Origin of the sequence: Micromonospora sp. DT48 (assembly GCF_049844495.1) — a bacterium.
Lineage (GTDB): Bacteria > Actinomycetota > Actinomycetes > Mycobacteriales > Micromonosporaceae > Micromonospora.
Map to the genome: position 1 here is coordinate 64478 of NZ_JBNCLE010000010.1, position 23179 is coordinate 87656.

Annotated in this window: 18 protein-coding genes; 7 read left to right on the top strand and 11 right to left on the bottom strand. The window is 72.0% G+C overall.

What is annotated here, in order from left to right:
• The first annotated feature begins 88 nt into the window (after positions 1-88).
• Complete coding sequence (locus ACLQ2S_RS13690) at positions 89-1285, top strand: cytochrome P450 (RefSeq protein ID WP_425701803.1); 1197 nt, start codon at positions 89-91, stop codon at positions 1283-1285.
• Here ACLQ2S_RS13690 and ACLQ2S_RS13695 read toward each other — a convergent pair.
• Complete coding sequence (locus tag ACLQ2S_RS13695) at positions 1272-2309, bottom strand: methyltransferase (protein WP_425701804.1); 1038 nt, start codon at positions 2307-2309, stop codon at positions 1272-1274. The two genes, ACLQ2S_RS13690 and ACLQ2S_RS13695, sit on opposite strands and share 14 nt — an antisense overlap.
• Positions 2306-3262 (bottom strand): ferritin-like domain-containing protein, encoded by a 957-nt coding sequence (locus tag ACLQ2S_RS13700; RefSeq protein ID WP_230462280.1) that lies wholly within the window; start codon positions 3260-3262, stop codon positions 2306-2308. The genes ACLQ2S_RS13695 and ACLQ2S_RS13700 overlap by 4 nt, the downstream gene beginning before the upstream one ends.
• 46 nt (positions 3263-3308) lie before the next feature.
• On the opposite strand from ACLQ2S_RS13700, the gene ACLQ2S_RS13705 reads away from it, so the two are divergent.
• Positions 3309-4631 carry a condensation domain-containing protein gene (locus tag ACLQ2S_RS13705; RefSeq protein WP_425701805.1) on the top strand — a complete coding sequence of 441 codons (1323 nt, stop codon included), beginning with the start codon at positions 3309-3311 and terminating at the stop codon, positions 4629-4631.
• Here the strand turns inward: ACLQ2S_RS13705 and ACLQ2S_RS13710 are convergent.
• From ACLQ2S_RS13710 to ACLQ2S_RS13725, 4 genes are all read right to left on the bottom strand, one after another.
• Positions 4611-5582 (bottom strand): ParB/RepB/Spo0J family partition protein, encoded by a 972-nt coding sequence (locus ACLQ2S_RS13710; protein ID WP_155215216.1) that lies wholly within the window; start codon positions 5580-5582, stop codon positions 4611-4613. The two genes, ACLQ2S_RS13705 and ACLQ2S_RS13710, sit on opposite strands and share 21 nt — an antisense overlap.
• A gap of 146 nt (positions 5583-5728) precedes the next feature.
• Positions 5729-6061 carry a hydroxyisourate hydrolase gene (locus tag ACLQ2S_RS13715; RefSeq protein ID WP_155215215.1) on the bottom strand — a complete coding sequence of 111 codons (333 nt, stop codon included), beginning with the start codon at positions 6059-6061 and terminating at the stop codon, positions 5729-5731.
• 4 nt (positions 6062-6065) lie between these two features.
• A complete protein-coding gene (locus ACLQ2S_RS13720) occupies positions 6066-8516 on the bottom strand; it encodes a BTAD domain-containing putative transcriptional regulator (RefSeq protein WP_425701806.1) in 2451 nt (816 codons plus the stop codon).
• A 192-nt stretch (positions 8517-8708) separates the two neighbouring features.
• Positions 8709-9746: a methyltransferase gene (locus ACLQ2S_RS13725; RefSeq protein WP_155215213.1), complete on the bottom strand. Its 1038-nt coding sequence runs from the start codon at positions 9744-9746 to the stop codon at positions 8709-8711.
• Between the two features lie 122 nt (positions 9747-9868).
• Between ACLQ2S_RS13725 and ACLQ2S_RS13730 the strand changes: the two genes are divergently transcribed.
• From ACLQ2S_RS13730 to ACLQ2S_RS13740, 3 genes are read left to right on the top strand one after another with little or no spacing between them, the layout of a single operon-like run.
• Positions 9869-10915 (top strand): pyridoxal-phosphate dependent enzyme, encoded by a 1047-nt coding sequence (locus tag ACLQ2S_RS13730; protein WP_309222725.1) that lies wholly within the window; start codon positions 9869-9871, stop codon positions 10913-10915.
• The gene (locus ACLQ2S_RS13735; protein ID WP_425701807.1) at positions 10912-12348 is read left to right on the top strand and encodes a lyase family protein; all 1437 of its coding nucleotides are present in this window, start codon (positions 10912-10914) and stop codon (positions 12346-12348) included. Before ACLQ2S_RS13730 ends, ACLQ2S_RS13735 begins: the two co-directional genes overlap by 4 nt.
• Positions 12341-13555 carry an ATP-grasp domain-containing protein gene (locus ACLQ2S_RS13740; protein ID WP_309222724.1) on the top strand — a complete coding sequence of 405 codons (1215 nt, stop codon included), beginning with the start codon at positions 12341-12343 and terminating at the stop codon, positions 13553-13555. Before ACLQ2S_RS13735 ends, ACLQ2S_RS13740 begins: the two co-directional genes overlap by 8 nt.
• Before the next feature lie 33 nt (positions 13556-13588).
• Here ACLQ2S_RS13740 and ACLQ2S_RS13745 read toward each other — a convergent pair whose 3' ends face one another.
• Both ACLQ2S_RS13745 and ACLQ2S_RS13750 read right to left on the bottom strand, forming a co-directional pair.
• Positions 13589-15955, bottom strand: a complete 2367-nt coding sequence (locus ACLQ2S_RS13745; RefSeq protein WP_155215210.1) for an amino acid adenylation domain-containing protein — start codon at positions 15953-15955, stop codon at positions 13589-13591.
• Positions 15956-15991: 36 nt separating this feature from the next.
• Complete coding sequence (locus tag ACLQ2S_RS13750) at positions 15992-17488, bottom strand: hypothetical protein (RefSeq protein ID WP_196222462.1); 1497 nt, start codon at positions 17486-17488, stop codon at positions 15992-15994.
• 264 nt (positions 17489-17752) lie between these two features.
• On the opposite strand from ACLQ2S_RS13750, the gene ACLQ2S_RS13755 reads away from it, so the two are divergent.
• Both ACLQ2S_RS13755 and ACLQ2S_RS13760 read left to right on the top strand, forming a co-directional pair.
• Positions 17753-18496 (top strand): SDR family NAD(P)-dependent oxidoreductase, encoded by a 744-nt coding sequence (locus tag ACLQ2S_RS13755; protein WP_155215208.1) that lies wholly within the window; start codon positions 17753-17755, stop codon positions 18494-18496.
• A 175-nt stretch (positions 18497-18671) separates the two neighbouring features.
• Positions 18672-20120, top strand: coding sequence for a family 43 glycosylhydrolase (locus ACLQ2S_RS13760; RefSeq protein ID WP_425701808.1), 1449 nt, complete (start codon positions 18672-18674; stop codon positions 20118-20120).
• A gap of 86 nt (positions 20121-20206) precedes the next feature.
• On the opposite strand, the gene ACLQ2S_RS13765 is transcribed toward ACLQ2S_RS13760, so the two are convergent.
• The 3 genes from ACLQ2S_RS13765 to ACLQ2S_RS13775 all read right to left on the bottom strand — a co-directional run bounded on the left by ACLQ2S_RS13765 (position 20207) and on the right by ACLQ2S_RS13775 (position 23026).
• The gene (locus ACLQ2S_RS13765) at positions 20207-20998 is read right to left on the bottom strand and encodes a peptidase (protein WP_425701809.1); all 792 of its coding nucleotides are present in this window, start codon (positions 20996-20998) and stop codon (positions 20207-20209) included.
• Between the two features lie 3 nt (positions 20999-21001).
• Positions 21002-22285 carry a VWA domain-containing protein gene (locus tag ACLQ2S_RS13770; RefSeq protein ID WP_425701810.1) on the bottom strand — a complete coding sequence of 428 codons (1284 nt, stop codon included), beginning with the start codon at positions 22283-22285 and terminating at the stop codon, positions 21002-21004.
• Positions 22286-22369: 84 nt separating this feature from the next.
• The gene (locus tag ACLQ2S_RS13775) at positions 22370-23026 is read right to left on the bottom strand and encodes a 4'-phosphopantetheinyl transferase family protein (protein ID WP_425701811.1); all 657 of its coding nucleotides are present in this window, start codon (positions 23024-23026) and stop codon (positions 22370-22372) included.
• Positions 23027-23179: the final 153 nt, after the last annotated feature.

Below are 23179 nucleotides of genomic sequence, written 5' to 3' on the forward strand. Positions count from 1 at the left end.
TGGGTGCCGTCGAGCGGATCGACCACACGGCGGCGGTCCACGGAGAGCATCACTTGGCCGGGATGGACTGTCCGCTGAGACTGGGCCGATGCCGACCAACCTGCCACCCAAGGTCGATCCCCTGGAGATCCTCGACGACCCCTATCCGACGTACGCCGAACTGCGCGCGGCCGGGCCGCTGTGCCGCTTCGGACCGGGTGTCTGGGGGGTGACCCGCCACGCCGACGTGACCGCGCTGCTTCGCGATCCCCGGCTGGGCAGCGAGTTCCCCGCCGACTACCACCGGATCTCCGGTGGCGGTGGCGCGGCCACCCAACTGCTGCGGCGGATCCTGCTCTACCGCGACCCTCCCGCGCACACCCGGCTGCGCCGGCTGGTCGGCAAGGCGCTGACCCCGGCCGTGGTCCGCAGGATGCGGGCCGACATCGCCGCGCTGGCCGACGAACTGCTCAGCGCGGCCTGGGCCCGGGGCGAGTTCGACGGGGTGGCCGAGGTGGCCTACCCGCTGCCGGTGCGGGTCATCTGCCGCCTGCTGGACCTGCCCGTCGCGGCCGGCGACGAGCTGCGGCAGCGCGCCACCGACCTGGGCCGCGCCTTCAACCAGATCGTGCCGCAGGAGGCCGGGCCCCGGGCCGACAGCGCCGCCACCTGGCTGCGGGGCTACGTGGCCGACCGACTGGCGGGCCGCCGTGCCGACCCCGACGGCGATCTGCTGTCCCAGCTGTTGGCGGCCGAGGACCAGGGCGACGCGTTGACCCACGAAGAAGTAGTCGACAACGCGGTGTTCTCGTTCTTCGCCGGCTTCGAGACGACGGTCCACCTGATCGCGACGGGGCTGGCCGCGTTGGCGGGCGACGATTCCCGGCAGCGGCAGCTGCACCAGGATCCGACGCTGGTCCCGACCGCGGTCGAGGAGTTCCTCCGCTACGACAGCCCGATCCAGGGCGTCGCCCGGTTCGTCCGGGAGCCGATCGAACTCGGCGGACGGATCATCCGTCCGGGGCGGGTGCTGGTGCTGATGCTCGGCAGCGCCAACCACGACGAGGCGGTCTTCGCCGACCCGGGACGGCTCGACATCGCCCGCCGACCGAACCCGCACGTGGCCTTCGGCGGTGGCGCCCACCTGTGTCTCGGCGCGTACCTCGCGCGGGAGGAAGCCACCGCGGTCCTCGGCTGGCTGGCGCGCCGAGGCGAGTTGTTGCGGCCGTCCGGTGCGGCGGCACGTGAGCCGGGCAGCCCGTTCCGGGGCTACGCGCGGCTGCCGTTGCGGGTCACGACCGGCTGACCCCGGGGTCGGCCGGCGACACCTCCAGGACGGACAGGGTCGCGGTCGGTATCACCCGCAGCAGACGTAGTCCGGCCTCGACGAGTAACCGCTCCATGTGCTCGGGCGACCGGTGGGATCCGCCCGTCAGCACCAGGGTGTGCACGTCGAAGAGTTTGGCGACGTCGAACACGTCGCCGGGGGGCAGCACCGCCTCGATCAGGATCAGCAGTGAGTCGTCGCGCATCGCGGTGCGGACCCGGCGCAGAATCGACACGGTGTCCTCGTCGTCGAAGCCGGGCAGCACGGTCTTGAGCAGGTAGCCGTCGGCCCCGGCCGGGAGCGGGTCGAAGAAGCTGCCGGGAACGATCCGGCAGCGGTCGGCCACGTCGGCTGCGGCCAGCACGTCCGGGGCGGCCTCGACGACGTGTGGCAGGTCGACCAGGACACCGCGCATCGCCGGGTTCCGGGCCAGCAGACCGGCGAGGAACGCGCCGGTGCCACCACCGACGTCGACGACGGTGCCGAACCGGGCGAACGGGTAGGCCGGCAGGACGGTGCGCAGGTGCAGCCGGTTGACGCTCTGCATCCAGCGGTCGGTCCGCGCGCTCTGCTCCGGCTCGGCCGCGAGGTAGCTCCAGTAGTCGACGCCGTGGGCGAGCGGAAAGCCGGGCTCACCGGTGCGCAGCGTCTCCGCGAAGAAGGCCCACGCCCGCAGGTCCGCCGGCAGCAGCGGATAGGCGTCGCGCAGCGACAGCGGGTGCTCGGCGCGCAGCGGGCGGGCCAACGGGGTGAGCCCGAACGTCTCCGGCTCGACCTCGGTGAAGACGCCCCGCGCGGCCAGTGCCCGCAGGGTCCGCAGCAGCGTCGGCGCGTGCACGCCGAGCCGCTCGGCGAGCTGGTCGACCGGCAGCGGTCCGTCAGCCAAGTGGTCGGCGACGCCGAGTTCGGCGACCGCCCGCAGCGCCAGGGGAGTCACGTAGTCGGCCAGGTCGGCGAGCTTCGCCACGGCGGGCAGGTCCAGGGGGATCCGGTCGGCGCTCACCGGGTCACCGCCCCGGGCGGCGGCAGCAGGTCGAGCCCTTCCAGACCTCGGACGACCCGGTCGGTGAGCAGGTCGACCTGCCGCAGCGCCCGGCACACCCGGGAGAAGATGGCCTGTCGATAGCGGACCATCAACGGGTCGGTGGCGGCGAACTCGGCACCGTCCCGAGGGTCGACCTCCAGCCGCTCCCAGACGTCGACGAGCAGAAACCGACGCCGGATGAGTTCGGCGGCGTCCAGCACCAGTTCCTCCCGTTCGGCCCGCTCGGCGCTGGTGAGTTGCTGATAGAGCCCTTCCAACGAGAGCACGCCGAAGGAGACGTGGCGGGCCTCGTCACGGCCGACCCGACGGGTCAGATCCTTGATGAGTTCGTCGTGGAACGTCGACTCGGCCAGCCGGAACGCGGCCATCGCGACCGCCTCGACCATGATCTGCATGCCGAGTGCGGTGACATCCCAGCGCGACTCGGTGAGTACGTCGTCGAGCAGGTCCCGCAGCGGCGGTGAGACCGGGTAGGAGTTGTCCACCTTCTCCCGCAGGTAGCGGGAGAAGACGTCGAGGTGCCGAGCCTCGTCGATCGCCTGACTCGCGGCGCACAGTTTGCTGTCGAGGTCGGGGAGGCTGCCGACCAGCCGCCCGGCGACCACCATCGCCGCCTGCTCGCCGTGCAGGAACTGGCTGACCATCCACACCTGCAGCTCCCACCGGAAGGCGTCCCACATCGGTCGGCCCCGATCGGCCAGCGGTGAGGCGCGGAACGCCGACATCGCGAAGGCCGAGTCGTCGGGCAGCGGCGACCCGTACGGCACGGTCAGGCTCCAGTCGACGTCGTCGGCGCTCCACTGCGCCCGGATGCCCCGTTCGTACAGCGTGCGGAAGGTCGACCCGAGGTGGTCGGCGTAGTTCCAGTCAAGATGTGTGTCGATGGATGACGAGACAGAATGCCTGGACACCCTGGCGACGCTAGCGGAGGCGGGGCCGGCAGGGTACGGGTGTGGGATGACACCCATCCTCGCTCCCGGCCCCGACAGCGTGACGGCACCGGCATCGGTGTCCCAACGTCTGCTGTGGATGATCCAGCACTACCGTTCCGACTTCGGGGCACTGAGTTGCCCGCTGCTGTGTCGCATCAGTGGTCCGGTCGATCTCGACCGGCTACGGGCCGCGCTCGACGAGGTGGCGCGTCGGCACGCCTCGCTGCGGACCACCTTCCAGGGCCGGGGTGCCCGGCTGTCCCAGGTGATCCACCCACCCCGGCCGATGCCGTTCGAGGTTCGGGACCTGTCGGCGACCGCCGACCCGAGTCGGACGCTGGCTCAGGAGACGGTCGAGGAACTGGCCCGGCCGGTCCCGGTCGACCAGTGGCCGACCAGGGCGACGGTGTGGCGGCTGGCCACCGACCACCACGCGCTCTGCCTCAACCTGCACCATCTGGTGACCGACGCGTACTCGACCGGGGTGCTGCTGGCCGACCTGGCCACCTGCTACGGCGATCCGGGCGCCCCGATCGGCGACAGCTGGTCCTACGCGCACTTCGCCCAGTGGCAGCACGACCGGCTGCGCGGACCCGAGTTGGACCGTCAGCGGAGCTACTGGCGTGACCGGTTGGCCGGCGGGCAGTTGCCGTCACTGGGTCGGCCCACCGGAGCGCGTCCCGGTGGGCCGGCGGTGGCCGAGGCCGGCTTCCCGGCCGGGGTCCTGCCGGCGGTGCGGGAGTTGGCCGCCCGGATCGGCACCACGCCCTTCGTGGTCCTGCTGGCCGCGTTCTACACCAACCTCCACCGGCACACCGGTCAGACCGACGTCTGCGTGGCCTCGATGTACGCCAACCGGTCGCGGCCGGAGGTCCGCGAGACGGTGGGGCTGATCGCCAACATGGTGCTGCTGCGGACGTTGGTGGACCCGGCGGCGAGCTTCCTGGACCTGGTGCGTGCCGCCCACCGCACCGCCGTCGGCGCGCTGGTCAACCAGGACCTGCCGGTGCAGATGCTGCCGGCCGGTGCCGCCCCGACCGGGCCGGGGCGTCCGGACGACGTGGTCTTCAACGTGATGGCCGATCTCGCCCGTGCCGCGACCGTCCGCGATGTGACGTTCGAGCTTGAGCTTCCGGTGCAGTTGGGCAGCCGGTTCCCGCTGGAGCAGACCGTGGTGCCGATCGGTGCCGAGCCACGCGCCGTACTGTTCCGGGCCGACGACCGGATGACCGACGACACCGCCGCCGAGTTCCTCGCGGGATACGTGCGGATCGTCGGCGACGGGGCCGTCGATCCCTCGCGGCGGGTCGTCGATCTCGCCGGTCGGTCAGCTGGCCACGTCGTGTGACGCCGGCTCGGTGTCGTCGATGATGGCCTGCAACTCCTCGGCCAGCTGCTGCCACGCCTGGGCGCAGCCGACCGCCAGTTCGGCGATCGTGTACCCGCAGTGTGGCGGGATGTGCGTGACGATCCGATTCCAGTCCGGTGTGTCCACCACGTGTGAGTCGAGCCAGCGCAGGATGAACCGGCCGGCGTCGGTGTAGCGCAGCGACGGGTCCTTGCGCAGCACGTCCATCACGATCGAGGTGGGTCGGGGGTGGGCGAAGGCCGTCGCCCGTGGTCGGTTGCCTCGCCGCCGTGTCGACTGGCCGGCCCGGTCCGTCGCCGAGTCGTCGTCCGCGGGTCGCATGCTCGCCGGCAGCGGGTTCTCCCCGGAGCTGATGCGGAGCCGTACGTCCCGGGCGGTGCTCACCGACACCCCGGCTGCGCTGGCGATGTCGCGCAACGACGCCTCCGGTCGGCGGGCGATCACCTCGGCGGCCCGCAGTCGCCCCTGCGCCGGCTCCAGCGGTCGGGTCCGGCCGTCGCGCCCGATCCGCATGTTCGACTGCGCAATCGAGTCAGTCGAACTGCGGATCGTGGCGACCGTCCGTGGTCCCAGCCGGGTCACCTCGGCGACCGCCCGGTCCGACCACTCCGGGAACAGGGCGATGATCCGCCGGGCCGCCTCGCGCCGGTCTTCGAGGGTGAGCGGCAGGCCGTGGGAGGTGTTGGCCTCGACCGCCCGTACGAACGCTTCGCGGGCCTCGCCGGTGAAGAAGACGACGGCGATGTGCTGTTGCCCGTTGAGCCGTGCCACCTGCACGCGGTGCTGGCCGTCGACGACCCGCATGGTCTCCCGATGGACGAGGATCGGCGGCAACTCGGTGCCCGCCTCGGCAAGCGTCTGGATGTGGCCTGGGTCCTCCCCGGCGAGCCGGGGGGAGTCGCCCAGAACCAGTGCGGAGATGGGAACCATGGTCGGTCGGTCGGTCGGTCGGCTCGATGCGTCAACAGAAGTGATCACGTCTGGCTCGCTTTCGCTCTGGCCTTTGTGCACCCTCAGCCGAGCCTGCGACCGTCCAACATTGGTCACTTATCGTCGTGCTATCGATAGCTGTCGCATCAATAGGCGGCGATGCGTACGGAGTACGCGGCCGGAGCCAGCACGACCTCCAGGTGGTAGCTCTCCACCTCGTCGGCCACCCGGAAGACGGCGATCACGGCCGGAAAGCTGGCGACCATCCCCAGCCCGACGAAGTAGTGGTCGCAGTCGAGCACCAGCCGGTAGGCGCCGGCCCGGGGTCCGGCAGCCGGCCAGAGCCGGACGAATCCGTCGCTGTCGGTCTCATCCCAGGCGATCGGTCGCCAGCCGTCGTCGTCGCGTTCGAAGCGGATCCGTAGTCCCGCGGCGGGCCGACCGAGGACGCCGTCGAGTGCCCGTGCCGATACGGCCATGGCGTCACACCGAGCCGGCCCTGCGCCCCGGAGACGGTGGCTCAGGCGGATCGAGGGCCTCGCGATGGGCGAGCAGCCGGCGCAGCTCGCTCACCTCGTCGGCGCGTTCGTGCGCGTCATCGGTTTCGCCGGACAACGCCATCGCGCGCAGCAGTTCGCGGACCGCGTCGGCGGTGCGCCGCTGCGCCGTCGACAGGGCGGCCGAGGTGTACAGGGCGGCGGCCTCACCGCACTGGTCACCGACCCGTCGGGCGGCGGAGAGGGCGATCCGTTGCGCCTCCCGGGCGTGGCCCGCGTAGGGCAGCGACTCGGTCGCGCGGACCACGGCGGCGGCCAACTGGATGCTCGTACCGACGAGACCGGCCTGCGCGGCCTGGCGTACGGCCGCGAGGACCATGCTGTGCTCCAACTCGTACCACTGCTCGATCGGGGTCACGATCCGGTCGGCCGTCTGGTCGGAGAACAGGCGTACGGGTGGGCCGCAGCGGGGTCGCCGCGCGGTCCGTTCGTTGCACCGCTCCACCGCCGCCAGCAAGGTCAACACGGCGTCCAGATAGCGCTCCAGCGCGGCATGCCGGTCAGCCGGGCGCTCCTCCGCGGCGAGCCGTTCGCGGGCGAACACCCGCACCAGTTCGTGCAGGCGATAGCGGGGATACCCGCCGGGCCCCTGCGTCGTTTCGAGCAACTGCGCGTCGGACAGCTCGTCCAGCACGTCCTGGGCGCGCTCCAGCGACACGTCGAGGACCGCGGCACCGACCCAGGGCGACACCCACGACCGGCCGACCAGCACCAGCAGCCGCAGGAGCTGGCGGGCGTTGTCGCAGAGCGCGTCGTACGCGAAGGTCAGGCTGCTTCGGACACAGATGCCCGCGTGGGCCAACTCGTCGAGCCGGCGTCGTTCGTCGGCCAGCCGGTCCACCAGGTCCGCGACGTACCAGTGCGGGCGTGACGCGAGGCGGGCACCCGCGACGCGCAGGGCGAGTGGCAGGTGACCGCAGAGCCTGGCCAGGTCGAGCACGTAACCGGGCTCCCGGTCGACGCGATCCGAGCCCACGATGTGCCGCAGCAGGGTGATCGCGTCCCGGGGCGGTAGCGGGCCCACCGGGGCGGTGGTCGCCCCGGGAATAGCGGCGAGGGGAGACCGGCTGGTGACGATCACCGCCGAGCGGCAGTCACCGGGCAGGAGCGACAGCACCTGGGACTCCCCGGCCGCGTCGTCGAGCACGATGAGCAGCCGTCGATGGGCGAGCCGGTCGCGGAACACCTCGGCCCGCTCGTCCACGCCGTCCGGGATGGCGTCGGGCGGCACCCCGAGGGCGCGCAGGAACCGTTGCAGGGCCTCACCCGCCGACACCCGCTCCGGTCGGCGTCCGTGCAGGTTCACGAAGAGCTGGCCGTCGGGGAACCGGTCGCGGAGCCGGTGCGCGACGTGCACCGCGAGGGTGCTCTTGCCCGTGCCGGGACCGCCGGTGAGCACCACCACCGGCACCGCCACCCGGTCCGGGTCACCGCCGGTCAGGTGTTCCTCGATGAACCGCACCTCGTCGTCGCGGCCGGTGAAGTCGCTGATGTCGGTCGGCAGCTGGCGGGGCACCGGTTCTGCTTCCGCCGGTTGGCTCGCCACGACCGAGACGGGTGTGGACGGTAGGGTCAGCGCCGGATCGCCGGTCAGGATGCCGTGCTCCAGCCGACGCAGCCAGTCGCCGGGCTCCAGCCCCAACTCGTCGATCAGGGTGCGGCGGGCGTCCCGGTAGGCGTCCAACGCGTCAGCCTGCCGCTCCGATCGGTGCAGGGCGATCATCAGCAGCCCCCGCAGGCGTTCCCGTAGCGGGTGCGCGATGACCAACTCGGTCAGCTCGGGAATCACCTCCCGATGCCGACCAAGGCTCAGGTCCACCTCGATGCACTCCTCGATGGCCGTCAGGCGGCGCTCGTCCAGGCCGTGCGCGATGGCCCGGATGGCGGCGCTCTCGACGTCCCGCAGGGCCGGCCCTCGCCATTTCCCCAACGCGGTGCGGTAACCGCGCTCCGCCTCGGCGAACCGCCGGGCGTCGCGGGCCTGACGGGCCTCGGCGATCAGGGCCTCGTACTGGTGCAGGTCGAGGGCGCCCGCCTCGACGTGGAGCCGGTAGCCGGTCGGGTAGGTCTGGATGGCGTCGGCGTGGCCGTGCCCGGCCAGCAGGCGGCGCAGCGCGGAGACGCAGATCTGGATCTGGACGCGTGAGGTGGGCGGGGCGTTGTCGCCGTAGATCGCCTCGACGAGGTGCCCGAACGACACGACCCGGTTGGCCTGTAGGACCAGGCTGGCCAGCACCGTGCGTTGACGCGGCGCGCCCAGGTCGATGCCTTCGTCGCGGGCCCGCACCTCCAGCGGCCCGAGGATGCGGAACTCCACCGCTGCCCCCGGTCCGGCAGCACCGTCGGCGGTGTCGTGCACGTCCTCGACCTGAGCCATCGACCTGCTATCCATCCCGCTCACGACCAGCCGGTTCGGTCGGCTGGACTGACGATCCAATTAACCGAGATAGGGGTGGACGAACCGTAACTTCTGAACCGGCGGTGGGACAGGAACCGAACGACAGATACCTAACAGCAACCTTGACCGTCGACCATGGACGTACCCGCCTTCGATGTTCGAGTCGCCCCGTCACGCGGGGCAGATCTCCAGGATCGGCAGGGTGAGGGTGCCGATGGTGCGTACCAGTCGCAGATCCGCGTCGCGCGCCAGGTTCTCGATCGCGGAGACCTCACGTGCGCCACCACCGGCCATGGTCAGCAGCAACATGTCGTACCGCAGCCCGGTGACGTACGCCTCGCCCTGCACGACGGGATCGACCACCGGTTCGATGATGAGCAGCCGACTGTCCGGGCGCATCGCGGCGCGGGCCTTGCGCAGCAGGACCGTGGCGCTCTCGTCGTCCCAGTGGTAGAGCACCCGCTTGAATAGGTAGGCGTCGGCCCCGGCGGGCACCGGTTGGCCGTCCGGTTCGAGGAAGCTGCCGCCCACCGCCTCGGCCCGGTCGGAGACTCCGGCGTCGGCGAACACCTTCGCCGCGCCGGACGCGACGTGCGGCAGGTCGAAGAGGGTGCCCCGGAGATGCCGGAACCGAGCCAGGATGCCGGCCAGGAACCCGCCGTCCCCACCACCCAGGTCCACCACCGTGTTCAGCTCGGACCACGGGTACGCGCCCAGCACGCTGCGCAGTTCCAGTCGTGTCGCGGCCCGCTGCGAGGCGTCGAACCGGCGGCTCTCGTCCGGATGCGTCGCCATGTACTGCCAGTAGTCGGTGCCGTGCACCAGGTCGAACGCGGCCTGGCCGGTACGCACGCTGTGGTCCAACCGCCCCCAGGCGGCCACGTCGCAGCTCAGCAGCGGGTAGGCGTCGGCGAGGGAGAGCGGGTGGTCACTGCGCAACGGCTGGGCGAGATCGGTCAGGGCGAAGACCGTCGGCGTGGTCTCGGCGAACACCTCGCGGCTGGCCAGCGTACGGAGCAGGCGCAGCAACGGGCCCGGTCGAGTGCCGGTGAGGTCGGCTAGTTCCTCCACACTCCGGGGACCGTCGGCGAGGTGGTCCGCCAGTCGTAGGTCGCAGGCCACCCGCAGACAGAACGGCACGACGTAGTCGGCCAACTCGGTGAGCCGGACCATCGCACGCAGATCGACCCGATGTCGTGGGAGTTCCATGTCGGCAATCCTCCGCTCGGCGCTGGCTGAGCCAGACGTTAGACCGCGCATCAGGTGTGTGTCATGGTGCTGGTCACGACAGACCCGACGCGCCGCGAGTACCGAGGAGGTGCGGGATCACCGTGACATGTGTCCCTCCGGAAGCGGGCGTCGACGCGGTCGCCATGGATCTGATGCCGGCCGTGGTGCCGCTCGGCGGCTCGCTCTGGGGCGCCTCGTTCAAGCTGATGAAGATGCTGCCCGCGCATCACATCGTCGACGCGGCCCTCGCCTCCGGCGAGATCGGCCCCAACACGATGATCGTGGAGTCGACCAGCGGCACCTTCGGCGTGGCGCTCGCCGTGAAGGCCGCCCTGATCCGCCGCCCGCTGACCCTGGTCACCGACCCGGTGATGGACCGGCGGCTCTGCCGCCGCCTGGCTGACCTGGGTGCCAGCATCGAGATGTGCGCGACGCCGTCGCCGCGCGGGGAGTTCCAGACGATGCGCTTGACCCGCCTCGCCGAGATCCGCGAGCGCTATCCCGACCACTTCTGGCCGAGGCAGTACGACAATCCGCGCAACCCCGCCTCCTACGCGGTGCTCCTCGACCACTTCGCCGGCCAGCTCGGCCGGGTCGACGCCCTGATCGGGCCGGTCGGCTCGGGCGGCTCGATGTGCGGCACCGCGACCGCGCTGCGGGCCTGCTTTCCACACCTGGTCGCCGTCGGGGTGGACACCCCCGGCAGCGTGCTGTTCGGCCAGCCCGACCAGGTACGGGAGCTGCGTGGGCTCGGTAACAGCGTGCTGCCGCGCAACCTCGACCACACGGTCTTCGACGAGGTGCACTGGTGCCCGCCCGGGGTCGCCTATCGGGAGACCCGCCGGCTGCACCGCCGGCATGCGCTGTTCCACGGCCCGACCTCGGGGGCGGCTCTGGCGGTGGCCCGCTGGTGGGCGGCGTCCCACCCCGGCAAGGTCACCGTGGTGATGCTGCCCGACCAGGGCGACCGCTACATCGACACCGTCTACGACGAGGCTTGGCTCGATGCCGACCCCCGTCGTCGGGTGCCCGCCGATGTCCGCCCCCGGGAGGTGCCGACACCGTCCGGCGATCCCGACTGGACCTGGATGCGGTGGGGACGTCGCACGCTGGCCGAGGTCTGCGGCGAACAGGCCCTCGCCGGATGAGCGGACCGCTCGCGTCGTCGGACACCGGCCGAATCGCCCGCCCCCTCGCCGGCAAGGCACAGCGGCTCTGCTACGAGGCCCCCGACCCGGTGGTCGACCGGGCGCAGCTGCGCCTGATCGCCCAGGTCGACCGGGCGCACCTGGTGATGCTGGCCGAGCGCGGGGTCATCGTCGGCGAGAAGGCGGCCCGTCTGCTGCGCACCGTACGTCAGATCGAGGCCGAAGGCTTCGCCCCGGTGCTGTCGCTTCCCCGGCCGCGTGGCATCTACCTCGCCTACGAGGAGGCCGTCACCCGTCGCTGCGGCCCCGACGTGGGTGGCCTGCTGCACACCGGCCGGTCCCGCAACGACCTGAACGCCACCACCACGCTCCTGGCGTTGCGGGAGCGTTGCTCCGACGTGGTCGCCGAGGGCGGCAGGTTGGTCACCGCGTTGCTCGCCGCCGCCGGCCGCCACCTCGACGACGTGATGGCGATCCACACCCACTACCAACCGGCCATGCCGATCACCTACGGCTACTACCTCACCGGGGTGGCGCTCGCCCTGCTTCGAGAACTCGACCGGATGGTGGCCTGTCTCCGCTCGATCCGTCGATGCCCGCTCGGCGCACACGCGGTGGCCGGCACCGACATCGACCTCGACACCGAGCGAACGGCGGCGTTGCTGGGCTTCGCCTCCGGTCCCCTGCACGCCGTGGACGCGATCGCCTCCCGCGACACCTCCCTCGATGCGCTCGGCGTCGCCGCCAACCTGGGTGTCACGGTGTCGCGGCTCGCCGCCGACCTGCAACTGTGGAGTGCGGCCGACCTGGGTTACGTGCACTTTCCCGACTGGCTGGTGGGCGGCTCCTCGGCGCTTCCGCAGAAGCGCAACGCCTTCGTCCTGGAACACCTCAAGGCGCGGCCCACCCGGGTGCTGGGTGCCTGGGTGAGTGCGACGAGCGCGATCCGCTCGGCGCCGTTCACCAACTCGATCGAGGTCGGCACCGAGGCGATGGCGTCGGTCGGGCCGGCACTGCGGACCACGCGGGACGTGCTGGCCCTGGCCGCCCTCGTGGTCGCGGGGGCTCGGCCACGTCCGGACACCATGGAGTCCGTCGCCGCCCGCAGCTTCGTCGAGGCCACGGCGGTCGCCAACGACCTGGTCCGCCAGGGGGTGCCGTTCCGCGAGGCCCACCACCGGGTCGGTGCTGCGGTGCTACGGGCAGTGGACGAGGGCGCGGACTGGCCACCGGAGGGGTTCGCGCGGATCGACCCGCGTACCGCCGCCGACCGTGCCCGCTTCGGCGGTGGCCCCGGCAGCCGGGCGGAGGCACTCGCCGCCGCCTGGACGCTGCGGCACCGGCTGCGCGCGGAGCTGCGGGACCTGCGCCGGGGATGGAACCGGGCGTCCGATGCGCTCGCTGCGGCCAGCGAGGCGATCTGTCGTGGCTGAGCTGCTGATCCTGGTGGAGAGCAACACGACCGGCAGCGGTCGCCTCTTCGCGGAACGAGCCCGCGACCTGGGTCTCGTCCCGGCGCTGCTGTGCGCCGATCCGGCCCGTTACCCGTACGCCGCGGAGCTGGACCTGCCGGTGCACCGGTGCGACACGGCGGCGCTGCCCACGGTGCTGGCGCACTGCCGTGACCTGGCCCGGTCGCAGCAGGTCGTCGGAGTGACCTCCAGCTCCGAGTACTTCATCGCCACCGCCGCCGCCGTGGCTCGCGCCCTCGACCTGCCGGGGGAGGACCCGGACCGGTTGGCCGCTGCCCGGAGCAAGAGCGTCCAGCGTGCGCGGTTCGCGGCCACCGGCGTCGCCTCACCCGGGTTCCAGGTGGTGACGTCGGCCGCCGACGCGGTCGACGCGGCGCAGCGACTGGGCCTGCCGGTGGTGGTGAAACCGGTCAGTCGTTCGGGCTCGATCGGGGTACGCCGTTGCGACGACCTGCGCGGGGTGGCCGCCCACGCTGCCGACCTGCTCGCCACCAGGACCGACGAGCGGGGCCTGCCGTTGCCGTCCGCCGTGCTGGTCGAGCGTTACCTGCCCGGCCCGGAGTTCTCCGTCGAGTTGCTCGACGGCGAGGTGCGGATGGTGGTGGCCAAGCATGTCGACGAGACCCGGGGGTTTCTTGAGATCGGGCACGATGTTCCCGCCCCCGTCGAGTCCGGCACCGCCGAGCTGCTCGCGGAGAGCGCCCGCGCCGCGCTCGCCGCGCTCGGGCTGCGGTGGGGCGCGGCCCACGTCGAGCTACGGGTGACCGGCGGCCGGGCGGTCGTGGTGGAGGTGAATCCCAGGCTGGCCGGCGGCATGATCCCGCAGGCGATCCGGGTCGCCACCGGACAGGACCTGATCGCGGAGCTGGTGGCGCGCAGCGCGGGTCGTGTCCCACCACCGCAGACGGTGCGCAACGGGTACGCCAGTGTCCGCTTCCTCGTGCCGACGGCGGACGGTGTCGTCGAGACGGTGCCCGACCCGGCGTCAGCGTTGGCGCTGCCCGGTGTGGTCGACGCGGTGGTCACCGCGCGGCCGGGCCGACGGATCGTCCGGCTCGGCTCGTTCCTGGAACGGCTCGGCTACGTGATCGCCCAGGGGCGATCAGCGGCGGAGGCCGGCGCGCGAGCCGACCGGGCGGTCGCGGCGCTGCCGGTGGCGATCGGCTGACACCACCCCGCCGGACCGGTTCCGACCCGCACGCTATCCGGAGACGTCGGTGTCCTCAAGACGAAGCGCGATCTCACGCAGTGTCGGACCGGCCAACATGTCGGACAGCGACAGCCGGTGTCCCAGCCGGGTCAGCAGGTGGATCGCCGCCAGCGAGGTGCCGCCGGACTCGAAGAAGTCGTCGTCCCGGCCCACCCGCTCGACCGGCAGCCCCAGCACCTCGGACCACTCCAGTGCCAGGCGGCGCTCGACCGCCGTGTGTGGCGGCTCGGCAACGGCGGTACCGGCGGTCGCCTCCCGGGCCTGCCGCCGCAGTCGGGCCAGGTCGACCTTCCCGTTGTCGTTGAGCGGCAGCGCGTCGAGCCGGACGTGGTGTGCCGGGATCATGTAGTCCGGTAGCCGCGTGGCGAGCTGCTTGTCGAGGTCGTCCGACGAGATCTCGTCAGTGGCGACGTGGAAGCCCACCAGCCGGGCCCGGTTGCCCTCCCCGACGGCGACGACAGCGGCGTCGAGCACCCCCGGTACCGCCGCCAGCGCGGCCCGGACCTCCTCGACCTCCACCCGCAGACCTCGGATCTTGACCTGGTGGTCGCGGCGGCCCAGGAACTCCAGCCGCCCTTCCGGCAGCCAGCGGCCCAGGTCACCGGATCGGTAGAGCCGCTCGCCCGGATGGTACGGGTCGGTGGTGAACACCTCGGCGGTGCGTTGCGGGTCGTTGAGGTAGCCGTGCCCCACGCACACCCCGGCGAACACGATCTCACCCCGGGCACCCTCCGGCATCAGGCGCAACCGGTCGTCGACGACGTAGACCCGCATGTTGCGCAGGGCCCGGCCGACGCTGACCACGGGCAGGTCCCGCTCCCCGGGCCCGTCGAGCACCTCGTGCATGGCGTCGTCGGAGGTCTCCGTCGCTCCGTACGCGTTGAGCAGCCGCACTTCCGGCAGCACCGCGAACCAGCGACGGACCAGGTCCGAGCGGAGCGCTTCACCGGTCACCGACACCGACCGGAGCCGGGGCAGCCGTACCGTACCGGTCTCCAGGTGGGTGAGCAGCACCTCCAGATAGGAGGGTACGACCTGGATGGTGGTCACCTGGTGCCGCAGCAGCAGCGCGGTGAAGGCGGCCACGTCGAGTTGCCGGTCGACGTCGACCACCACGCAGGTGCCACCGACCAGCAGGGGCGCACAGACCTGCCACAGCGAGATGTCGAAGCACTGCGAGGCGGTCTGAGTCACCACGTCGTCGGGCCCGAGGTCGTGGTCGTCGACCTTCGCCCACAAGTGGTTGATCATCCCGGCGTGGGCGCAGACGGCACCCTTCGGCTGCCCGGTCGAGCCCGAGGTGAAGTACACGTACGCGGGACGCTCACCGGTCGGCGGCGGCAGGTCGACCGGGACCGGGTCGGCGCCGGAGTCGGCGATCGGCGCCACCGCGCCGGACCAGCCGTCGGTGCCGACGACGTCGGACATGAGGATCGAGCCGGGTTCGTCGACCAGCGCCAACCGACAGCAGGCCCGGTCGAGTTGGCCCTGCACCCGTGCCGGCGGGAAGTCCGGCCGCACCGGTAGGTACACCGCGCCCGCGCGTAGGACGCCCAGCATCGCCACCACCCAGTCGAGGTGCCGGTCGCTGACGACGGCCACCGTGTCGCCGTCGCGGACGCCGAGCCCGCGCAGGCGATGGGCCAACCGACGGGAGGCACGATCGAGTTCGCCGTAGGTCAACGTGCCCTCGCGGTGGCGGACCGCCGGACGGTCGGGTACGGCCGCCGCCCGCGACTGGAAAGCCGCGACGAATCCGTCGGGACCGTTGTGCACCCGGGCACCGCACAGGTCGACGAGCTGACGCCGTCGCTCCTCGGGGCTCAACATGTCGCCGAGATCCACTGCCGCGTCCGGCGTCTCCGAAAGCCGTCGCAGGGCGTGGAGCAGGTAGCCGAGCACCCGCTGGGCGGCGTCGTGTCCGACGTGCTCAAGGTCGTAGGCCAGCTCCAACCCGGCGCAGCCGGGTCCGAGCCGTACCACCAGGTCGGCGGTGTCGTCGGCAAGCGTGCCCCGGGCGTCGACGGCGCTGTGTGGTCGACCGTCCAACGGAACCCGGCGCAGCGCTGCTGCCAGGTCGGCCCAGGTGAGGTCACCGACCTGGCTGCTGACCTGGTCGAGACCCCCGGTCGCACCGATCACCGCTGTGCTCACCGTGGGCTCGCCGACCGACCGCGACAACACCGCGAGCCAACCGGTGAGCAGCATCCGCTCGCGGGCGGCGGTGTCGTCGCGTACCCCGGTGAGTGCGTCGCGCAGCGCCACCGGCAGCTCGCGGGTCAGGCGGACGCGGCCCGGCTGTGCGCCGGGCAGGGACCACGGTGGCAGGGCTGTCGTCCCGGATGGACCAGGTGCCATGTCTCGACGGTACGGGCCGGTCCGTGCCCGGTGGTGTCACATAAATCGGGGAGGCGCATCGTGCCGCCCTTCGTGCACGGGGAAGTCGTCCCGGGTGGGTCGCCAGGTGCCTGCCCGCGCGGACTCAAGCTGCCTGCGGGTCAGTACGGTGCCGCGCGGCATCGTGATCCGGGTGAGCCGGCGCAGGCCGTCCGGGGCTCCGGTAGCGCTGTCCGCCGCCTGGGCGTTGATGTCGTCGAGCAGCCGGTCGATCAGCAGGGCGAGACAGCTCGGCCCGAAGCCCGGATACCCCCAGCCGATTCCCCAGAAGGAGCCCTGCGGAGCGGGGTAGAGCGTGCCGTCGGCGGTGCGGACCCAGATCGGGTGGTCGAGGATGATCTCGGCCAACGGCGAGGTCGTGGGTAACCGTTGCGGTGCGGCGGCGCGCAACTCGGTCCCGTCGCCGTCGCGGCGGCGGACCACGGGAGCTTCGGTGGCCGGGTCACGCAGGGTCTCGTGGTCGGTGCCGACGTCGCCCAGCAGCCGGAACGCGGCGGTACGCACCGTCGGCTCCAGCCGTGCGGTCCACTCGTCGGCGGTCGGGCTCGCGCGCCTGACCGTGAACCGATGGCCGAAGGGGCAGTCCGCGCCGTTGTCCCACTTCAACATCTGCGACAGGCAGTGTTCGGCGAGGGCGTCCTGCCGACACAGGATCTCCCGCCAGCCCGCACGGCGGGTGGCCTCGTCCAGCTGGTCCCGATCGACCAGCGGTACGGGCAGCGGCCGGGCGGCGACGACGGTGGTGCCGGCAGCCACCGTCGGCGCCACGGTGTCGATCTCCCGGCCCGCGGACTCGGCTTTCCGGCGGAGGATGGTGCGGGCGAGTGTGACCAGGAGGCGGGCGGCCGGATGGTCCGTCGGGTACAGGATGGCCAGCTCAAGTAGCGCGTCGGTGTCCAGCTCCGAATCCCCGGCGAGCGCCTGGACCGTCGGCTGGCCGGGCCGCCAGCGAGTGATCAGCACTTCCCGCCGCAGTGGCAGGGGCCAGTACGGCAGTGGTTGGCCGACCAGCGCCGACAGGTCCGTCCAGCTCAATGCGGCCTCGTCCTGCGCTGGAGTCATCGGCAGCGGATCGACGTCCGGCCCACCGTCGCCGAGCCCGGGGGCCACCGCCGCCGCACCCACCACACCCCAGGCACGCAGCAAGGGAGGCAGGTGGGCGCGTGGTGTGGGGCGCCGCCCGGAGACCGGCCACACGACGGCCATCGTGCCCACCTGGGTGGCCCACAACAGCGCGACGTTGCCGGCGACCAGACGGGCGCCCAGGTAGGGACGGGGGCCGGTGGCTGTCGGCCAATGGCGCAGCGGCACCCGGTCGGCCAGGTGCAGCGGAGAGGTCGCCGCCCATTCGTAGAGGTCGGTGCGACACCATCGACGGTGGGTGCCCTGACCGGTGCGAGGTGGGGCGAACTGCCCGGTGGAGTCCCACCGTTGCACCTGAAGTCTGCTCACCCCGAGGGTCGCGGCACACCCGGCGAGGTCAAGGACTGGCATCTCCGAGCCGATCGATGAGTGACTCTCAGCAAGCGGGCGACCGCACATGGTGTCGACCATGCCAGAGTCCGCCGACACTTTCCGACCTGCGGCTGTTCCGGTGCGAGGTTCTCACCCCGCGAACGTCCGTGCGGTGTGGACGCTGCTGTGGATCCGGCGCGGGTGGTGCCCCAGCGTAGCCGTTGCCGACCGGATGGGTGTTCCCGTTCGGTCGATCAGTGACCCGGAGCACGGCTGTCCTGAGTCGACTGTCAGGATTGTGGCATGACGGTTCAACTCGCCGGCAGGGTCGCACTGGTCACGGGTGGCAGCAGAGGCATCGGAGCGGCCGTCGCGCGCCGGCTCGCCGCGGACGGCGCAGACGTCGCGTTCACCTACCGCAGCGCCGAGGACAGCGCGAAGTCCGTCCTGGCCGACATCGAGGCGTACGGACGCAGCGGCCTGTCGATCTGTGCGGACAGCGCGGACCCCACGGCGGTGGTCGGTGCGGTGGAGCGCACTGTCGCCGAGTGGGGGCGACTGGACATCCTGGTCAACAACGCGGGGGTGTTCGCGGGCGGGCGGATCGAGTCGGTCGGCATCGCCGATCTCGACCGGGCGATCGCGGTCAACGTGCGCGGGGTCTACCTGACCACCCAGGCGGCGGTGCGGCACATGGGCGAGGGCGGCCGGATCGTCAACATCGGCAGTAGCTTCGCCAGTCGGGTCCCGGCCCCGGGAGTGAGCGCGTACGCGATGACCAAGAGTGCGGTCAACGGGCTGACCCGCGCGCTGGCCCGGGAGCTCGGCCCGCGCGGGATCACCGTCAACCTGATCCTCCCCGGGTCGACCGACACCGACATGAACCCGGCCGACAGCGCCGGGGCTGACGCCCAGCGGACCCAGATCGCCCTCGGCCGGTACGCGGCGCCCGCCGACGTGGCGGCGACGGTCAGTCACCTGGTGGGTGAGGGTGGCCGACACATCACCGGCGCGTCGATCGCCGTCGACGGCGGCGCGACGGCCTGACGCGGCTGCCCGGCCCGCCGCCTCTCCGGGTGCGAATCTCGACCTGACCGCCGGTCGTCCTATCGATGATCGTCTCTTGACGGCGATTGTTGTGAACGTTAACAATGGCCGGTGGGCGCTCCGGTCGACGCCGCGACGGTGTCCGCTCCGGTCCGACGGCGGAAGGACGACGACGATGACAGCTATCCGAAGCGGTGTCAGACGGGTGTTGGCACTGGTCGCGGCCCTGGCCACGGCGGTGACCGGCGCAGTGGTGGTGGCGGACGCACCGGCGCGGGCGGCGGCTGTCACCTTCACCAACCCGCTGGCCGAGCAGCGCGCCGACCCGCACATCTACCGGCACACCGACGGCTACTACTACTTCACCGCGACGGTCCCGGAGTACGACCGCATCGTGCTGCGACGCGCCACCACCCTCCAGGGCCTCGCCACCGCCAGCGAGCGGGTGATCTGGCGTCGCCACGGCAGCGGCGAGATGGGCGCGCACATCTGGGCCCCGGAGATCCACTTCATCGACGGCCGGTGGTACATCTACTTCGCCGCCGGGCGCACCGACGACATCTGGGCCATCCGGCCGTACGTGCTGGAAAGCAGCGCCGCGAACCCACTCGACGGGCCGTGGGTGGAACGCGGCCAACTCCAACCCGCGCGCAACAGCTTCTCCCTCGACGCGACCACCTTCGTGCACAACGGTCAGCGCTACCTGGCCTGGGCCGAGTACGCGGGCAACAACTCGAACATCTACCTCGCCCGAGCCGTCAACCCCTGGACGTACGCGGGCACCCCGACCCTGATCGCCACCCCGACCCACGCCTGGGAGACCCGGGGTTACCGGGTGAACGAGGGACCTGCGGTGCTGATCCGCAACGGCCGGGTCTTCATGACCTACTCGGCGAGCGCCACCGACGCCAGCTACGCCGTCGGCCTGCTCACCGCCGCAGCCGGCAGCAACCTGCTCGACCCGGCCTCGTGGACCAAGCGCGCCACGCCGGTGCTGGCCAGTGACAGCCGGACCGGGCAGTACGGGCCGGGGCACAACTCGTTCACCGTCGCCGAGGACGGCAGCGACGTGATCGTCTACCACTCACGCAACTACGAGCGGTATCTCGGCAACGGCTACGACCCGCTGAGCGATCCGAATCGGCGGACCCGGATCCAGCGGGTCTACTGGAACGCCGACGGCACCCCGAACTTCGGCGTACCGGTGCCGGACGGCCTGACGCCGGTCCGCCTGCGCGCCCACGACCTGCCCGACCGCTACCTGCGGCACTGGGAGTTCCGGGTCCGGTTGGAGCCGAACGTGACCAACCTGGCCGACTCGCAGTTCCGGATCGTCACCGGCCTGGCGAACTCCTCGGGCATCTCCCTGGAGTCGACCAACTATCCCGGCTACTACCTGCGGCACCGCAACCACCAGATCTGGGTGGAACGCAACGACGGCTCGAACCTCTTCCGGCAGGACGCCACCTTCACCCGCCGGAGCGGGCTCGCCGACGCGGCGAAGGTGTCGCTGGAGTCGGTGAACTTCCCCGGCCAGTACGTCCGTCACCGCGACGGGCTGCTCTACCTGGAGGCGGTGCCGGACGCGGCCGGACGGGCGTCGGCCACCTTCGCCCTGGAGTAGGCCGTCGCGGCTCGACCCGGGGCCGCCGGCAGGTCGTGTGGGCACCTCAGCACGACCTGCCGGCGGGGCTCACCTGGTGGTGGGGCTCACCTGGTGGTGGGGCGGCGGGTGAGAGCGAAGCCGACCACGCCCGCGATCGCGGCCAGCATTCCGCCGGCGGTGGTCCAGATCCAGCGGGAGCCGGCCTCGGGCAGCCAACCGGTGAGGTTGAGGTTCCAGCCGTCCTCCTCGTCGTCCTCCGGTGCGACCGCCGGTTCGGCGTCCAGGACGGCACCGGCGTTGGTCGGCGGCACCAGCGCCTTCTCCAACCTGCCGTCGTCGGCGGAGGTGCCGACGTCGTCGACGGTCGAGATCAGCAGGTCCACGTCGACCGGTAGGCCGAGGTCGGCCTCGGGGACGTCGACCACGGCCAGCCGCACGTAGTAGGTGCCGGGCAACGGGTCGCCGGACCACGGCTCCGCCCACGGGCGCACCCGCCGCAACGTGCAGCCGAGCCCGACGGTACGCGCCGAAGCGTCGGCGGTCGGGGTCTGCGCACCGGCCGTGCACGCCTGTCGGCGTCGCAGCCCGTCGAAGACCTCCACCGTCCAGGTGGACCGGCCGGTGCGGTTCTGCGCGAGGGTGACCGTCGCGGTGATCTCGTGGATCTCGCCCGCCTCGGCCGGGAACGACCAGTAGAGGTACTCACCGGTCGAGGCGGCGACCCGGACGGGCTGCCCGGCGGCCACCGGGGTGGCGCTCAGGTACGAGGTGCCCGCCTTGGTGACGGTGACGGCACCGGGGGAAGGGGTGGGGGTGGGGGCCGCGAGTGCCGCACCCGGAGCCAGGGCGACACCGACGGCGAGCAGGGCGGCGACGGTTGCCGATCGGGTGAGCATCTCTCAGTTCCTCCAGGTGGCTACCCACCAGCGGGTCAGCAGGCCGGTGATGAGCCCGGTGAGCAGGCCGGCCAGGGTCAGCAGAAGCAGCAGGACCCAGCCACGGCCCAGGTCCGGGCCGTCCGGGGCGGACGAGGCGGCGACCACGTCGACGGTCAGCTCGACCGGCATACCCGGGTCCGCAGCGGTGCCCGCCCGAGGCGAGAACATGTTGCTGACCACCAGGCAGACGGTGGTGTAGGCCGGGGGCGTCGTTGCCGCCTCGGTGTCCTCGCTGTCCTCGGCGTCGTCCCCAGCGGACCAGCGCAGACCGGTCGAGACCACGTCGGTACGTCCACTACCGGCGTCCACGCCCCGGACGAGTTCCCGGCCGTCCGTCGCGGTGGCCCGCAGCAGCACGCCGTAGTCGGGGTTGACCGGCCGGTCGAGCGCCACGCTGACCGAGGCGCGCAACTCCTGCCCCGGTCGCACCGGCACCCGGTACCAACGGTGTTCGGAGAAGCTCTCCCGGTCGGTGTAGACGCCGGGGGAGAGCAGCGGCGCACCCTGGCAGGCGTCCGTCCCGTCGACCTTCGCCGGGGTGGTGGCGTACGTGTCGCGGGCCCGGTCCACCAGTTGCTTCAGTCGGTCGGTCAGACCCTCGGCGCTCTGCGCGGCGGTGTAGGTGCCACCGGTGGCGGCGGCGATGCAGAGCAACTGCCGGCGTACCTTCTCGTCGGGTGCGAGGCCGAGGGTGTCCACCACCAGCGTGGTGCCCTGCGCGGCCAACTCGCGGGCCACCTGGCAGGGGTCGGGTGGGGCGCAGGTGTCCTCGCCGTCGGTGATCAGCACGATTCGTCGGGCGGTGGTGCCGGTGCCGAGGTCCTTGGCGGCTTCGCGCAGGGCGAGTCCGACCGGGGTGAAGCCGGTCGGCCGCAGCGTCGCCACGGCGGCCTTGGCCTGCTCCCGGTCGACCGGGCCGACCGGCACGATCTGCTGGGTGTCCAGGCAGCCCTGCTGCTTGTTCTTGCCCTGGTAGGTGGCGCCCAGCACCCGGATACCCAACTGTGTCTCGTCCGGCAGGGCGTCCACCACCTCGCCGAACGCCTGCTGAGCAACCGAGATCCGGCTACGTCCGTCGATGTCGGTGGCCCGCATCGAGCCGCTGACGTCCAGGACGAGCTGGACCCTTGGCGGCTCAGCGGTTGGTTCCGTCCGGTCGTCGGCAAACGCCGGCACCGGGCCGGCCAGCGTGGTCGCCGCCAGCAGCCCGAGCAGGGCGGCTGACGACCATTTCTTGTTGATCACCGGGCGGAGTGTAGACAAGTCCACTCAGGACAGATCATCCGGCCACCATGCGGCCGTTCGGTGACCCGGATTCAGCCTCGGACCCTAGCGGACGGCGAGCGTGGCGGCGGTGCGAACCAGGCCCGCCTCGACCGCGAAGCGGCCGGTGACCAGCGCGGGCGGATGGTCGACCGGCGCTTCGGCGATCCGCGCGGGGGCGATCCGCGCGGTGAACGTCCCGGCCTCGGGGTCGAGGCGCACCAGCGCGTCGTGGAAGTCGAGCCAGGTGCCGACGACCGGATGCCACACCTTGTACACCGTCTCCTTCGCGCTGAAGACCACCGCCGGCCAGAAGACGTCGGTCGGCAGTCGCGCGATCTGCTCGTCCTCCTCGGGCAGGCAGATCAGGCGGCGTACGCCCGCGCTGAGTTCCCGGTGCTGCTCGGCGTCCATGCCGACGGCCCGGATCTCCTCGCGGCGGGCGACGGCTGCGGCACAGTAGCCGTGGGTGTGGGTGATGGTGCCGACCGTTCCCGTCGGCCAGACGGGGGAGCGGTCGGCGGCGGCCGGTACGGCGACCGGCGGGAGCCCCAACGCGGCCATGGCGCGCCGGGCGCACACCCGGCCGGCTGTGAAGTCGCGGCGGCGGCTTTCCACCGCACGATCTCCCAGACAGGCGGCCTCGGCCTCGTGCAGCTGTCCGGTCCAGTCGCCCTCAGCTGCCACGGCCACCGCGACGGTGGACGGGAGAAGATCACGCACCGGTGGCTCCCGGCTGGTATCTGCGGTCGGTGGAGCCGGTGCGGGTGCCCGGCGGTGACGGCATCCGGTTGGGGCGGTTCGCGGCGGCCATGGTTGGTCAACGTACCGCAATCCTGTAACACCGGAGCGTCCCCGTTCGCTGACTGTGTGCAC